This window comes from Allobosea sp. 05T422_2 (assembly GCF_056396265.1).
Genome location: NZ_JBFTLD010000031.1, coordinates 1 through 12845, shown reverse-complemented (window position 1 = coordinate 12845; position 12845 = coordinate 1). Strand labels below are relative to the sequence as shown.

11 protein-coding genes and 1 tRNA gene are annotated in these 12845 nt (G+C 61.1%); 7 read left to right on the top strand and 5 right to left on the bottom strand.

The window, feature by feature from the left end; genetic code table 11:
- Positions 1 to 63 precede the first annotated feature (63 nt).
- From AC1DJT_RS08420 to AC1DJT_RS08410, 3 genes are read left to right on the top strand one after another with little or no spacing between them, the layout of a single operon-like run.
- Positions 64 to 1284 carry an acetylornithine transaminase gene (locus AC1DJT_RS08420; protein WP_476833896.1) on the top strand — a complete coding sequence of 407 codons (1221 nt, stop codon included), beginning with the start codon at positions 64 to 66 and terminating at the stop codon, positions 1282 to 1284.
- 46 nt (positions 1285 to 1330) lie between these two features.
- Positions 1331 to 2248, top strand: a complete 918-nt coding sequence (gene argF / locus AC1DJT_RS08415; RefSeq protein WP_113516795.1) for an ornithine carbamoyltransferase — start codon at positions 1331 to 1333, stop codon at positions 2246 to 2248.
- Positions 2248 to 3255: an Hsp33 family molecular chaperone gene (locus AC1DJT_RS08410; RefSeq protein WP_476833895.1), complete on the top strand. Its 1008-nt coding sequence runs from the start codon at positions 2248 to 2250 to the stop codon at positions 3253 to 3255. Before argF ends, AC1DJT_RS08410 begins: the two co-directional genes overlap by 1 nt.
- A gap of 33 nt (positions 3256 to 3288) precedes the next feature.
- Here AC1DJT_RS08410 and AC1DJT_RS08405 read toward each other — a convergent pair whose 3' ends face one another.
- From AC1DJT_RS08405 to apaG, 5 genes are all read right to left on the bottom strand, one after another.
- The gene (locus tag AC1DJT_RS08405) at positions 3289 to 3432 is read right to left on the bottom strand and encodes a DUF2474 domain-containing protein (RefSeq protein WP_113516794.1); all 144 of its coding nucleotides are present in this window, start codon (positions 3430 to 3432) and stop codon (positions 3289 to 3291) included.
- Positions 3432 to 4439, bottom strand: a complete 1008-nt coding sequence (gene cydB, locus AC1DJT_RS08400; RefSeq protein ID WP_476775089.1) for a cytochrome d ubiquinol oxidase subunit II — start codon at positions 4437 to 4439, stop codon at positions 3432 to 3434. The genes AC1DJT_RS08405 and cydB overlap by 1 nt, the downstream gene beginning before the upstream one ends.
- A 5-nt stretch (positions 4440 to 4444) precedes the next feature.
- Positions 4445 to 5878, bottom strand: coding sequence for a cytochrome ubiquinol oxidase subunit I (locus tag AC1DJT_RS08395; protein WP_476833894.1), 1434 nt, complete (start codon positions 5876 to 5878; stop codon positions 4445 to 4447).
- A 422-nt stretch (positions 5879 to 6300) separates the two neighbouring features.
- A complete protein-coding gene (argE, locus tag AC1DJT_RS08390) occupies positions 6301 to 7476 on the bottom strand; it encodes an acetylornithine deacetylase (protein WP_441505029.1) in 1176 nt (391 codons plus the stop codon).
- On the bottom strand, positions 7473 to 7865 hold the full coding sequence (apaG, locus tag AC1DJT_RS08385; protein ID WP_069878462.1) for a Co2+/Mg2+ efflux protein ApaG: 393 nt from the start codon (positions 7863 to 7865) through the stop codon (positions 7473 to 7475). The genes argE and apaG overlap by 4 nt, the downstream gene beginning before the upstream one ends.
- A gap of 249 nt (positions 7866 to 8114) precedes the next feature.
- Between apaG and AC1DJT_RS08380 the strand changes: the two genes are divergently transcribed.
- The 4 genes from AC1DJT_RS08380 (at position 8115) to AC1DJT_RS08365 (ending at position 12744) form a co-directional block, all read left to right on the top strand.
- Positions 8115 to 9203, top strand: a complete 1089-nt coding sequence (locus AC1DJT_RS08380; RefSeq protein ID WP_441505030.1) for a 2'-deoxycytidine 5'-triphosphate deaminase — start codon at positions 8115 to 8117, stop codon at positions 9201 to 9203.
- A gap of 106 nt (positions 9204 to 9309) precedes the next feature.
- Positions 9310 to 9384, top strand: a tRNA-Gly gene (locus AC1DJT_RS08375).
- Positions 9385 to 9662: 278 nt separating this feature from the next.
- Positions 9663 to 10532, top strand: a complete 870-nt coding sequence (locus AC1DJT_RS08370) for a metallophosphoesterase family protein (protein WP_476833893.1) — start codon at positions 9663 to 9665, stop codon at positions 10530 to 10532.
- 40 nt (positions 10533 to 10572) lie between these two features.
- Positions 10573 to 12744, top strand: coding sequence for an NACHT domain-containing protein (locus tag AC1DJT_RS08365; RefSeq protein ID WP_476833892.1), 2172 nt, complete (start codon positions 10573 to 10575; stop codon positions 12742 to 12744).
- The last annotated feature ends 101 nt before the right edge of the window (positions 12745 to 12845 follow it).

Sequence of the window (12845 nt, the reverse complement as noted above, 5' to 3'; positions counted from 1 at the left end):
GACTCCGTTCTTCCATCCAGCGCCCACCCGTTCTCATTCGCCCTTCCGTGAGGATCGCCTGTCATGACCCCTGCTCCCTTTAATCCCTCCCAGTCCGTGCTGTTGCCGACCTATGCTCGCGCGCCGATCGCGCTTGAGCGCGGCGAAGGCGCCTGGGTGGTCGCCTCGGACGGCCAGCGCTATCTCGATTTCGGCGCAGGCATCGCCGTCAATGCGCTCGGCCATGCGCATCCGCATCTGGTCCAGGCGCTGACCGAGCAGGCCTCGCGCATCTGGCACACCTCAAACCTCTACAGCATGCCGGAAGGAGAACGGCTGGCCCGGCGGCTCTGCGAGGCGACCTTCGCGGAACGGGCGTTCTTCACCAATTCCGGCGCCGAGGCCAATGAGTGCGCCATCAAGATGGCGCGCAAGTACCATGCTGCGAAAGGCCATCCCGAGCGCTATCGCATCATCACCTTCGAGGGCGCCTTCCACGGTCGTACGCTTGCGACCATCGCTGCCGGCGGCCAGCAGAAATATATCGACGGCTTCGGCCCGAAGGTCGACGGCTTCGACCAGGTGCCCTTCGACGACRAGGCCGCGCTGAAGGCCGCGATCGGGCCCGAGACGGCTGCGCTGATGATCGAGCCGATCCAGGGCGAGGGTGGCCTGCGCTCCGCGCCCGTGCGCTTCCTCAAGCTGCTCCGCGAGCTCTGCGACACGCATGGCCTGATGCTGATCTTCGACGAGATCCAGACCGGCGTGGGGCGCACCGGCAAGTTCTTCTCCTATGAGCTCTCGGGCGTCGCGCCCGACATCATGGCGATCGCCAAGGGCATTGGCGGCGGGTTCCCGATGGGCGCCTGCCTCGCCACCGAGGAAGCGGCTTCGGGCATGACGCTCGGCACGCATGGCACGACGTTCGGCGGCAATCCGCTCGCCATGGCGGTCGGCAATGCCGTGCTCGATGTCGTGCTGGCGCCGGGCTTCCTCGATCACGTCCAGCAGATGAGTCTGCGCCTGCGACAGTCGCTGGCCCAGCTCAGGGATCACCATCCCGACGTGATCTCGGAGATCCGCGGCGAGGGGCTGATGATCGGCCTGAAGCTCAACACGCCGAACACCGATTTCGTGGTCGAGGCGCGTGCGGCCGGGCTGCTGGTCGTCGCAGCCGGCGACAATGTCGTGCGCCTGCTGCCGCCGCTGGTCATCACCGAGGCCGATGCCGCGGAGGCGATCGTGCGGCTCGAAAGGGCTGCGCAAGCGGTCGAGGCCACCCTGAAGCGACCGGCGGCCGAATAACGAACCCTCCGCCCACGGCACGTTTTTTTTGAAGGAAGCGCCGACGATGCGCCATTTCCTCGATCTTTCCGATTTCTCCAGCGACCAGCTCCGCGCCATCCTGCGCGCGGGCGAGGAGATGAAGGCCCGCCGCCGCACGCCGGCGGCAGCCTCCGACCGCCTGCTCGAAGGCAAGGTCATCGCCATGATCTTCGAACAGCCTTCCCTGCGGACCCGCGTCTCCTTCGACGTCGGCATCCGCGAACTTGGCGGCTCGCCGATGATGGTGACGGGGCAGGAGATCGAGCTCGGCGAGCGCGAGACCATTGCCGATACCGCCCGCGTGCTGTCGCGCTATGTCGACGCCATCATGATCCGCATGCTCGACCATGATTCCGTGGTCGAGATGGCGAAATATGCCACCGTGCCGGTCATCAAYGGGCTGACCAAGCGCCAGCATCCCTGCCAGGTCATGGCCGACGTCATGACCTTCGAGGAGCGCAGGGGGCCGATCACCGGCAAGCGCATCGCCTGGACAGGCGACACGAACAATGTCCTGACCTCCTGGGTGCACGCGGCCGGGCGGCTCGATTTCGAGCTTGCGATCGCGACGCCGGAAGAGCTGTCGCCCCCGCCGGCCCTGATCGACTGGGCTCGCAAGCAGGGCGCCAAGATCCGGCTGACCAGCCGGCCCGAAGCCGCGGTCGAGGGCGCAGATTGCGTCATCACCGATTGCTGGGTCTCGATGGGGGACGAGGAAGGCACGCGCCACAATCTGCTGCGCCCCTACCAGGTCGACGAGCGCCTGCTCGGTCGCGCCGAAAAGGATGCGATCTTCATGCACTGCCTGCCGGCGAGCCGCGGCGAGGAAGTCACCGATGCGGTCATGGACGGCCCGCAATCGGCCGTCTTCGACGAAGCCGAGAACCGGCTGCATGCGCAAAAGGGCATCCTGGCCTGGTGCTTTGGCGGCGTCGCAGCCTGATGGCCGTCGCTGACACCCCCTCGGAGACGGCGGCGCTAGACGATCGGGTCGTGCCGTTCACGGTCCCGGACCTCGACATTCGCGGCCGGGTCGTACGGCTCGGCGCCTCGATCGACACAGTCCTCGAGCGTCACAACTATCCGGAGCCGGTCTCGCGCGTCCTTGGCGAAGCAGCCGCGCTTACCGTTCTGCTCGGCACCGCACTTAAATTCGAAGGCCGTTTCCAGCTCCAGACCAAGAGCGACGGGCCGATCTCCATGCTGGTGGTCGATTTCAACGCGCCCGACAATTATCGCGCCGTCGCGCATTACGACGAGGCGCGGCTACAGCAGGCGGTCGCTGAGGGCACGTTGAGCACGGGCGATCTGCTCGGCAAGGGCCATCTCGGCCTGACGGTCGATCAGGGCTCGCAGTCGACGCGCTATCAGGGCGTGGTCGCGCTCGAACATCAGAGCCTCGAAGACGCGGCGCACCAGTACTTCAAGCAGTCCGAACAGATTCCGAGCCGGGTGCGGCTCGGCGTCGGCAGCGTCGTCACAGGCGCGGGACGGCAATGGCGAGCTGGCGGGCTGATCGTGCAGTTCATGCCGACCTCGCCCGACCGGCTACGCGCCGCCGACATCCATCCGGGCGATGCCCCGCAGGGGCACGAGATCCTGGCCAGCGACCACCCCGACGGGATCGCCGACGATGCCTGGGCCGAGGCCCGCTCGCTGGTCGAGACGGTCGAGGACCACGAACTGCTCGACCCGATGCTGGAAAGCGAGCGGCTGCTCTATCGCCTGTTCCACGAGCGTGGCGCACGCGTCTTCGAGCCGGTGATCGTGCATGAATCCTGCCGMTGCTCGCGTGAGCGCGTGCTCGGCATGCTGCGCGGCTTTTCCGCCRAGGACCGCCGGGCCATGGTCGCCGATGACGGCACGCTCGCCGTCACCTGCGAATTCTGCTCGCGGCGCTATGATTTCGACCCGACCGAGGTCGAGGCGGGGCTGAACACCTCGCCCTGACGCTGCCGCGATTCTCGCTCCGGCGCTGTTCTCTCAGAGCGACAGCCCGGCGGCCTTCATCAGAAGACGGAAGCCGAGGGCAACGACGCCGAGCGAGAGCACGCTTGCGCCCCAGATCAGGACGAGCCAGCCGAAGCGGCTGAGCCAGGACTTGCGAGGGGCAGTGACCGGCTCCATCAGTGGTAGCCCTCCCCCGCCTTCACCTTGCCGCGAAACACGTAATAGGACCACGCGGTGTAGGCGAGGATGATCGGGATGATAAAGAGCGCCCCGACCAGGGTGAAGCCCAGGCTCTGCGGCGGAGCCGCTGCCGCGCGGATCGAGATGTCGGGCGGGATGATGTTGGGCCAGAGGCTGATCGCAAGGCCGCTATAGCCGAGGAAGAGCAGCACCAGCGACAGCAGGAAGGGCGCTGCATGCGGCGACCGCTTCAGCACCGACAGGATCAGCGCGGCCGTCGCGAAGACAAGGATGGGGACGGGCGCGAAGAAGAACAGGTTCGGCAGCGTGAACCAGCGTTCCGCCACGCGCTGATGCAGCCATGGCGTCCACAGGCTGACAAGCACGATGGCGACGAGCAGGGCGATGACGATCGGGCGGGCGAGCGCGATCATGCGCTGCTGCAGCTGTTCCTCCGTCTTCATGATCAGCCAGGTGCTGCCCAGCAACGCATAGGCCACGAGAAGACCAAGGCCGGTGAACAGGCTGAACGGTGTCAGCCAGTCGAGCGCGCCGCCGGCAAAGGCGCCGTCGCGCACCACAAAGCCATTGATGAAGGCGCCGAGCGACACGCCCTGGAAATAGGTGGCGATGTAGGAGCCCCAGGCAAAGGCCTTGTCCCAGAACGGCTTGTGCGCCTCATCGGCCTTGAAGCGGAACTCGAAGGCGACGCCGCGCCAGATCAGCCCGGCCAGCATCAGGACGAGCGGAAGATAAAGCGCGCTGAGGATCACGGCATAGGCGAGCGGGAAAGCGGCCATCAGCGCTGCGCCACCCAGCACCAGCCAGGTTTCATTGCCATCCCAGACCGGCGCCACCGTGTTGACCATGGTGTCGCGATCCTCCCGCCCCTTCACGAAGGGAAACAGGATCCCGATGCCGAGGTCGAAACCGTCCATGATCACATACATCATCAGGCCGAAGCCGATGATCACCGCCCAGATGATCGGAAGATCGATACCCATCTCGCTCACGCTCCCTTGCCGGCGCCGCTGGGGGCATCGAGGTGATCCGGCGCGGCCGAGAGCGGCCGGGCCGGGCGTTGATTCAAGAGCTCATCGCCATGGGCTTCCGGCTCCGGGCCGTGGCTCTCTGGACCATGTCCCACCAGCTTCAGCATGTAGCTGACACCGGTTCCGAAGACCGCGATGTACATGACGATGAAGACGATCAGCGTCGCCGACAGCGCCAGTGCCGAGTGGTTGGAGACTGCGTCCTTCGTTCGCATCACGCCATAGACGATCCAGGGCTGACGACCGATCTCCGTCGTGAACCAGCCTGCGAGGATGGCGACCAGCCCCGACGGCCCCATCAGCAAGGCAAAGCGCAGGAACAGCTTCGACTCGTACAATCCTCCGCGCCAGCGCAGCCAGACGCTCCAGAGGCCGAGCGCCAGCATGAGGAAGCCGAGGCCGACCATGATGCGGAAGCYCCAGAACACGATGGTCGAATTGGGCCGGTCCTCGGGAGCGAACTCCTTCAGGCCCTGAATCTGGCCATTCCAGTCATGGGTCAGGATCAGGCTTCCCAGGCGGGGGATTTCGAGCTTGTAGCGCGTTGTCTCGGCCGCCATGTCGGGCCAACCGAACAGCACCAGCGGCACGCCCTCGCCGGGTTTGTTCTCCCAGTGTCCTTCCATCGCGGCGATCTTGGCCGGCTGATATTTGAGCGTGTTCAGGCCATGCGCATCGCCAACGGCAACCTGCAGCGGCGCGACGACCAGCAGCATCCACATCGCCATCGACAGCATCGTCCTGATCGCCGGCGTGTTGCGGCCGCGCAGCAGATGCCAGGCGCCGGAGGCGGCGACGAACAGCGCCGTCGCGAGAAAGGCGGCGATGGTCATATGCACGAGACGATAGGGGAAGGACGGGTTGAAGATGACCTTCAGCCAGTCGACCGGGATGACCCGACCGTCGATGATCTCGAAGCCCTGCGGCGTCTGCATCCAGCTGTTGGAGGCAAGAATCCAGGTCGCAGAGACGAGCGTGCCCAGCGCGACCATGATCGTCGCGAAGAAATGCAGGCCAGGTCCGACCTTGTTCCAGCCGAACAGCATGACGCCGAGGAAGCCGGCCTCGAGGAAGAACGCGGTCAGCACCTCATAGGTGAGGAGCGGCCCGGTGACGCTGCCGGCAAAGGAGGAGAAATAGCTCCAGTTCGTGCCGAACTGGTAGGCCATGACCAGCCCGGAGACGACGCCCATGGCAAAGTTCACGGCAAAGATCGTCGACCAGAAATGGTAGAGGTCGCGATAGACGGTGTCGCGCTTCCACAGCCACAGGCCTTCCAGCACGGCGAGATAGCTCGCGAGCCCGATCGTGATCGCCGGGAAGACGATGTGGAACGAGATGGTGAAGCCGAACTGGATGCGGGCCAGCTCGAGTGCGGTCAGACCGAACATCTCAGCTCCTCACCCATGCCGCTGCCGAGGCAGGTTTCCCGCAGGCGAGCGCCGAGATTGACGCGTTTTCCATCGCTTCACCAGAGTTCGGCGAGCAATGGATTATCGCTCGCTACATCCAATCAATGTCTGCATACATTATTCCTAAGCGTATGCATTTTCCAGTGAAGCGTGCCGCGCGCAAGCGAGGCAAGACAGCGCAGGCGTCCCTGCACGGGCGACTGCGCTGCGACGTGTACGGCGTTATGCGAGCAAGTTCAGCACGGGCAAGACGACGCACCTGGCCCGGATGGTGCGCCCGGGGCGCGCCGAACGGCAGAACATCGGGCTGCGCGGCTGGCTGGGCAGACCTCACCCCCAACGCACCGAGGCGACGCTCGCCCCGGCTGCCTGCCGTCACCGATGCGGGGGCTCAGAGCCTCTCAGCTCCGGCAGCTCTCCATCAGATCGCGCATGAATGTCTCGCCGGCGGCGAGCTGCTCGAGCGTGATGAACTCGTCAGGCTGATGCGCCTGATCGATCGAGCCGGGGCCGCAGACGACCGTCGGCAGGCCGGCGCGCTGAAAATGCCCAGCCTCGGTCGCATAGGGCACGGCAATCGTGCTGTTGCGGCCGGCAAGCCGCATCGTGAGGGCCTCCGCCGTCGAGCCGGCATCGGGCGCAAGACCCGGCACATCCGATGTCATCACGGTCGTGATCGTCGAGGACGGCGCGGTGCGGCGCATGCGCGCGAGCACCGTCTCGGCATAGGCGGCGAAGCGATGCGGCACCTCGTCGGGGTCCGAACCCGGCAACGTACGCACCTCCCAGCCAAGCTCGCAGCGATCGGCCAGGATGTTGCGGGCGATTCCGCCATGGAGCTTGCCGACATGGACCGTGTCGTAGGGCGGATCGAAGCGATCTGCCGGGTCGGCCCGTTCCATCAGCTCCTGCGCCATCCGGTCAAGCTCGGCGGCGAGCAACGCCCCGGCATGGACGGCGCTGGCGCCGAGATGCGGCTTCGAGGAATGGGCGGCGAAGCCGGTGACGACGGTATTGAAGGTGCGGATGCCCTTATGGGCGTCGGCAATTTCGAGCGAAGTCGGCTCGCCGACGATGACAGCGCGCGGCAGCGGCAGATCGCGACCCATGCGGGCAATGCCGTCCACCACGCCGAGGCAGGTGAGTTCCTCGTCATAGGACAGGAAGAGATGGATCGGCGTCGTCAGTCTGGCGGCCAGGAATTCCGGCACGAGGGCCAGTCCCAGGGCCACAAAACCCTTCATGTCGACGGCGCCTCGACCATAGGCCCTGCCATCGGCAATGCGCAGGGTGAAGGGGTCGCTCGACCAGGCCTGCCCCGTGACGGGCACGACATCGGTATGGCCGGACAGGACGATGCCGCCGCGATCGGCCGGGCCAATTGTGGCGAAAAGCGCAGCCTTGTCGCCCTCGGCGTTKGGAATCCGGATCGAGGACACACCCCAGCTCTCGAGATAATCCGCAACGAAGGCGATGAGATCGAGATTGGACTTGGCGCTCACCGTGTCGAAGGCGACGAGGCGCGACAGCATTTCGAGCGGCGTGTAGCGCCGCGCGGCCGTGGTCGGAATGGTCAATGCAGAACCTTCTTCACATAGGGGGAATCGAGCGGAAACAACGGCACCTCGACATCGAAGACCACACCATCCTCGCCCAGCATGGCGTAATAGCCACGCATCGAGCCGTCGGGCGTCATCAGCGGGCAGCCCGAGGTGTAGCTGAAGCTCTCGCCCGGCCGCAGCACCGGCTGCTTGCCGACCACGCCATCGCCGCGCACTTCATGGACCTCACCACGGCCATCGGTGATGAACCAGTGGCGGGTCATCAACTGCACGGTCTGTCGCGACTGGTTCACGATCTCGATCGTATAGGCCCAGAAATAGCGACCCTGCTCATGGGCGGATTCCCGTTCCATGAACTCGGGAACGGCGGTCACGCGCACGCCTCGGGTTTGCGCCTGATACATGCTCAGCGGCTCCGTGCCGTTGCGGTTCGCCGGCGGGCGGAATTGGGCCGGGAACGACGTCCCTGTTATGGACCGGCCGGCGGCAGCGTCAATCCCGAAGCCGCGCTGGCCAGTCCTGCGTCCGGCCCGGCGCGGCGGCGGACAGAATGATTCCCGCATGGACAACCGCCCCGAAAACGGGCGATAGGACTGGCCCGCCTGGCCCTCATGCCAGGCTTCGCTAGCTCATGCTGAACAGGTCCGACGCTCATGCTGCCCTTCCTGCCCGGCATCCAGCCCGACAGCCGCATCCGTGCCTTCATCGAAGAAGGTGTGATCAAGCTCGCGCGGCCGCCCGCGGAGGGCCAGATCCAGCCGGCCAGCCTCGACCTCAGGCTGGGCGACAAGGCCTATCGCGTCCGCGCCAGTTTTCTGCCCGGCCCCGGGTCGACCGTCTCACGGCGGCTCGACCAGCTCGCCCTGCATGAGATCGACCTGACCAGGGGTGCTGTGCTCGAGACCGGCTGCGTCTATGTCGCCGAGCTGATGGAAGGGCTGGCGCTGCCCCAGGGCCTGCGCGCCGCGGCGAACCCGAAGAGCTCGACAGGCCGGCTCGATGTCTTCACCCGCGTCATCACCGACCGGGCGCGCGAATTCGATCTGGTCGAGGAAGGCTATGAGGGCCCGCTCTTCATCGAGATCTCGCCACGCACCTTCCCGGTCCTGGTGCGCTCCGGCTCGCGGCTCTCTCAGATCCGCTTCCGCGCCGGCGATGCCCGGCTCGACGACCGGACGCTGGGGGAATTGCACGAGCGCGAGACGCTGGTCAGCGCGGCCACTCCCTCCTTCCAGAGCGGCGTCGCCGTCAGCGTCGATCTCGCCGGCTTCGACGGCCTCGTGGGCTATCGCGGCAAGCGCCATACCGCGCTCGTCGATGTCGACCGGGTCGGTGCCTACCGCGTCGCTGATTTCTGGGAGCCGATCCAGGCGGACGCCTCGCGCTCCCTGATCCTCGATCCGGACCAGTTCTACATCCTGGCCTCGAAGGAGGCGGTGCATGTGCCCCCGGACTATGCCGTCGAGATGACGCCATTCGATGCGCTCGTCGGCGAGTTCCGCGTCCACTATGCCGGCTTCTTCGACCCCGGCTTCGGCCATGGCGGCGCCGGTGGCAAGGGCGCACGCGCCGTTCTCGAGGTCCGCTCGCGCGACGTGCCCTTCATCATCGAGGACGGCCAGATCGTCGGTCGACTGGTCTATGAGCACATGGCAGCACGGCCGGACGCCCTCTATGGCGCCGACCTGAAATCGAACTACCAGGGCCAGGCGCTCAAGCTCTCGAAGCATTTTCGCGACTGACTGAATCAGACGCTCCCATCCTGCACGATTGCCGGATGACACCTGCGCCGGAAGCCGCTATGAGATTCGCGTCCTCGCCGTTGATCTGCGGTCGCTGCGAGCGCATGCGGGCGTAGTTCAGTGGTAGAACGTCAGCTTCCCAAGCTGAATGTCGTCGGTTCGATCCCGATCGCCCGCTCCAATCTTTTCAGGCACTTAAGCTGAGTATGGTCGGCGATTTCGCCAGCTACTCCTCAGCTACCTCTAGATCCTCGAAGCGACCGATCTAGCAGCCGATACCAGTCGCCGGGAAGGCTGATAGAGGCCGAGCAAGCCCATTCGCACGCCTCCGAGGAGCGCCCCCCGGGGGGCGCTCGGTTGGCGGCGCTCTATATACTAAAGTAGGGGCGAGCAGATCGGACAATACCGTTCAACCTAAGGTAACTTGCCACGGCAAAACTATGCAGGCCGGAACCGCAGATGACTCAGCCGACGCTTAAGACAATCCTGCACATCAGTGACTTCCATTTCGCGAAACGGCGGCAACATGATCAAAAGCAGGTCGTGGATGCCCTGATAGCTGATCTAAAGGAGCTTTGCGTCGGACATCGAAAGCCAGACGTAATTCTTTTCACTGGCGATCTAGTATATGCTGCTGGACAAGATTCCCACGATGAAGCTTATGATTTGCTTCTCAGCGGCGTATCGAAGGTAACCGGATGCAGCGATGAAAGAATATTTATCACACCCGGCAATCACGATGTTATGTGGTCTGGCGTAGAACCATTCATTCCTAAGTATCATGAGTGGAAGTCTATAATTGGATCGGCCAAAGAGCAAGATAAACTTAACGAGCTATATGCATCGAATGAATTCATTCCCGCAATCGATAAAAAAYTGCTAAACTACAATGAACTAAATAGATATTTGAGAAGCTCGTCCCCGGGTGGTACGAGGCGATACCAAAATGCTTTTGCGACCGTGGATTATATAAGCGCACTCAATTTCGATATAGTGACACTAAACAGCGCCGTCTTTTCGACGGGTGGTCATCGAGAATTTGGACGCGATGAAACACAGCTAGCGTTTCCTGAACACGCAGTGCTTGATGCTGTAGAGCATCTCACTAAAGGGTCTTACCGCATCTTTCTCATTCACCACCCACTTCACACACTTTCCGAAGCAAGTTCGCGCATGCTTCGGATCGAGCTGGAGAAGCACGCCAACATGCTGCTTTTTGGGCACATGCATGACCCTGTAACCGAGAATGTTATTGGCTTGAACGGCCAAAATATACGCATCCAAGGGGGCGGTGTTTTCACATCGAAAAGGGCATATTATTACACTTGATACTGATTCAAAGCATTCTGAGATTCTTGTCCGGTCATACATGAAAGACAGAAATGTCTTTGATCAAGGTGTTGATGTTGTGGCGGGAGGGACCTGGCACTCATCACAAGAGGCCAGACAGCATTTTCATATTATTGCGCGCCCGGTAGATGAAAGTAAATTTAGAGAACATCTTTCAACAACTGCGCTGAAGGAACTCGAAGAACGTTTTGAAAGCCAGGGAGAAATCTCTGACGTTAGGAAATTTGTTGTCCCTCCAATGGAAAAGCGATTCATCCAGCAGGCGCCAGGTCATGACGGGAAATCTCGAATCGGCCCAAATGTCGACTTTCGAGAGCTTTTTGCAAGTGATGAGAATTTCATCATCTACGGTCGGTCCGAATACGGTAAGACAGCCGCACTGCGGCAGCTTTGTTATGAGAAGCTCAAAAATATTTTAGTAATTGATCGGCCCAGGCTTCCAGTCGCAATCTCGTTTAATGACGTGGGCTATAATACGGATGCACTGCTTCGGAAGTTGCGTGCGGAGTCCGCAGGAGCTCCGGCAGAGAATACTATCGATTCGCTTCTTAAACTTGGGTATCTCTCAGTAGCGATAGACGATGTTATTTTTTCCGACACGAGGAGGATGAAGGTTCTTCGCGAGTTTGTCAGTCTTTATCCAAAGGCTCAGTATCTTTTTACATCACCTCACTCGTCAGCTACCAAATTTGGCGCCTGTATTGATCCCGAAATGCCGGTCAGGTTCGAGTTTGTCGAGCTAACGGAATTTCGTCGAAAGGACATGCGTCAATTACTTGCGMGAGACGAGAGATGCCAGAACGTTGAAGAATGGCTTGATCGACTGCAGAGTGAGTTTAAAGAAATTAATCTACCGTTCACTGCAGCCAACGGCTCGATGCTCATCGAGATTCTATCAGAGAAACATAATTTTAGCCCGATTAACCGGGCGGTTTTAATGGAGCAGTTTGTAGATTCGACCTTACGCAAGGCTGCTATTGAGCAGAGCAGGCGTGAAATTTTCGACTACACTAATAAGACAGATATGCTCGCGAATTTGGCTGCATGGATGGCTATCGAAGATCGGTATAATTGGCCGAGAGAATCCATTCGCCAACAGATGAAAGATTACCTGCATCAGCGCGGTCTAAAAGTAGAACTTGATGCACTTATGAGTGAGTTTCTCACTTCACGGATTTTGGTTGTTCGTCCAGATGGAAATATATCATTTAGATATAAAGGGGTATTGGAATATTTCATTGCTGTAAGGATGGCGGCTGATCGAAAATTTCGTGATTGGGTTTTGGAAGAGAATAGATATCTCACTTTCATAAACGAAATCAATTACTACGCAGGTAAGCTTCGCAATGATTCAGAATTGGTTGAGCTTGTGGCAGAGAGACATCAAGCGATTCTGAAGAAAGCTAACCTCGATCATGCAGATTTATCTCAATTCGAGAGTGTCAGTTTGCCCGAGGACAATGGAAGCGTAGATACTGCTGCATTTCAAGTTACTGGTGCTCCGCTGTCTAAAGAGGAGAAAGACGCCGAGTTGGAGCTCGAACTTCCGGCTGACGGCGACGATAGGCAAGACGTAGTACGCGTTCAGGCAGCCTCAGACGATATGGTGCTCTCGATCATCCTATATTCGGGCATGATCAAGAATATGGAGTTGATATCCGACATCGATAAGCGCCGGCACCTGCATGCGATCTGGCGAGGCTGGTCCACGTTGATGATCGAAGCGCTTCGAATTGCGCCGAAGCTAGCTAAGGAGCGGCGCCTTCGGATCAACGGAGCGCTTTACGAGGTTCATGCGCCTCAAGGAATGAACGACACGACACTGTTGAGGCAGATGCTGGTTTCGCTTCCGCACGTCTATATTCGGTGGATTTCGAATTCCGTGGGTTCGGAGAAKCTCGAAGAGCAATTGACGAATCTATCATTGGATGAGCTAGCCGATCCGAAGATTGTTCAATTGTTAAGGGCGGGTTTGGTCGCCGATTTGCGGCTCTCAGGGACGCCAAGCTCAATTGAGAGACTTTTCGGAGCAGTCCGAGGCAGTAAGTTTCTGCTCTGGAGCATGATTGTGCACATGGCTGAATTGCGGCGCTTGGATAGGATCAACCGTGATCATTTTGAGGCTATGAGTCCGACAATCGCCGGGGGAGTGTCTGAATTTTTGTGTCCGGGGCGGGTTGAGCTTCATTGAGTGATGAAGCGATCCTCGAACATGATCGCGAACTGGGACTTGGCTTCGGTCCATTCGCGTGGGGGCATTTTCCACTCGGCCGCGGCATCGCGCAAGACGAG

Excerpts from the sequence above, each read along its gene's own strand:
- apaG (WP_069878462.1), bottom strand. The coding sequence starts at position 7,865 with ATGTATCAGGCGCAAACCCGAGGCGTGCGCGTGACCGCCGTTCCCGAG.
- cydB (WP_476775089.1), bottom strand. The coding sequence starts at position 4,439 with ATGGGTATCGATCTTCCGATCATCTGGGCGGTGATCATCGGCTTCGGC.
- AC1DJT_RS08380 (WP_441505030.1), top strand. The coding sequence starts at position 8,115 with ATGCTGCCCTTCCTGCCCGGCATCCAGCCCGACAGCCGCATCCGTGCC.
- AC1DJT_RS08405 (WP_113516794.1), bottom strand. The coding sequence starts at position 3,432 with ATGGAGCCGGTCACTGCCCCTCGCAAGTCCTGGCTCAGCCGCTTCGGC.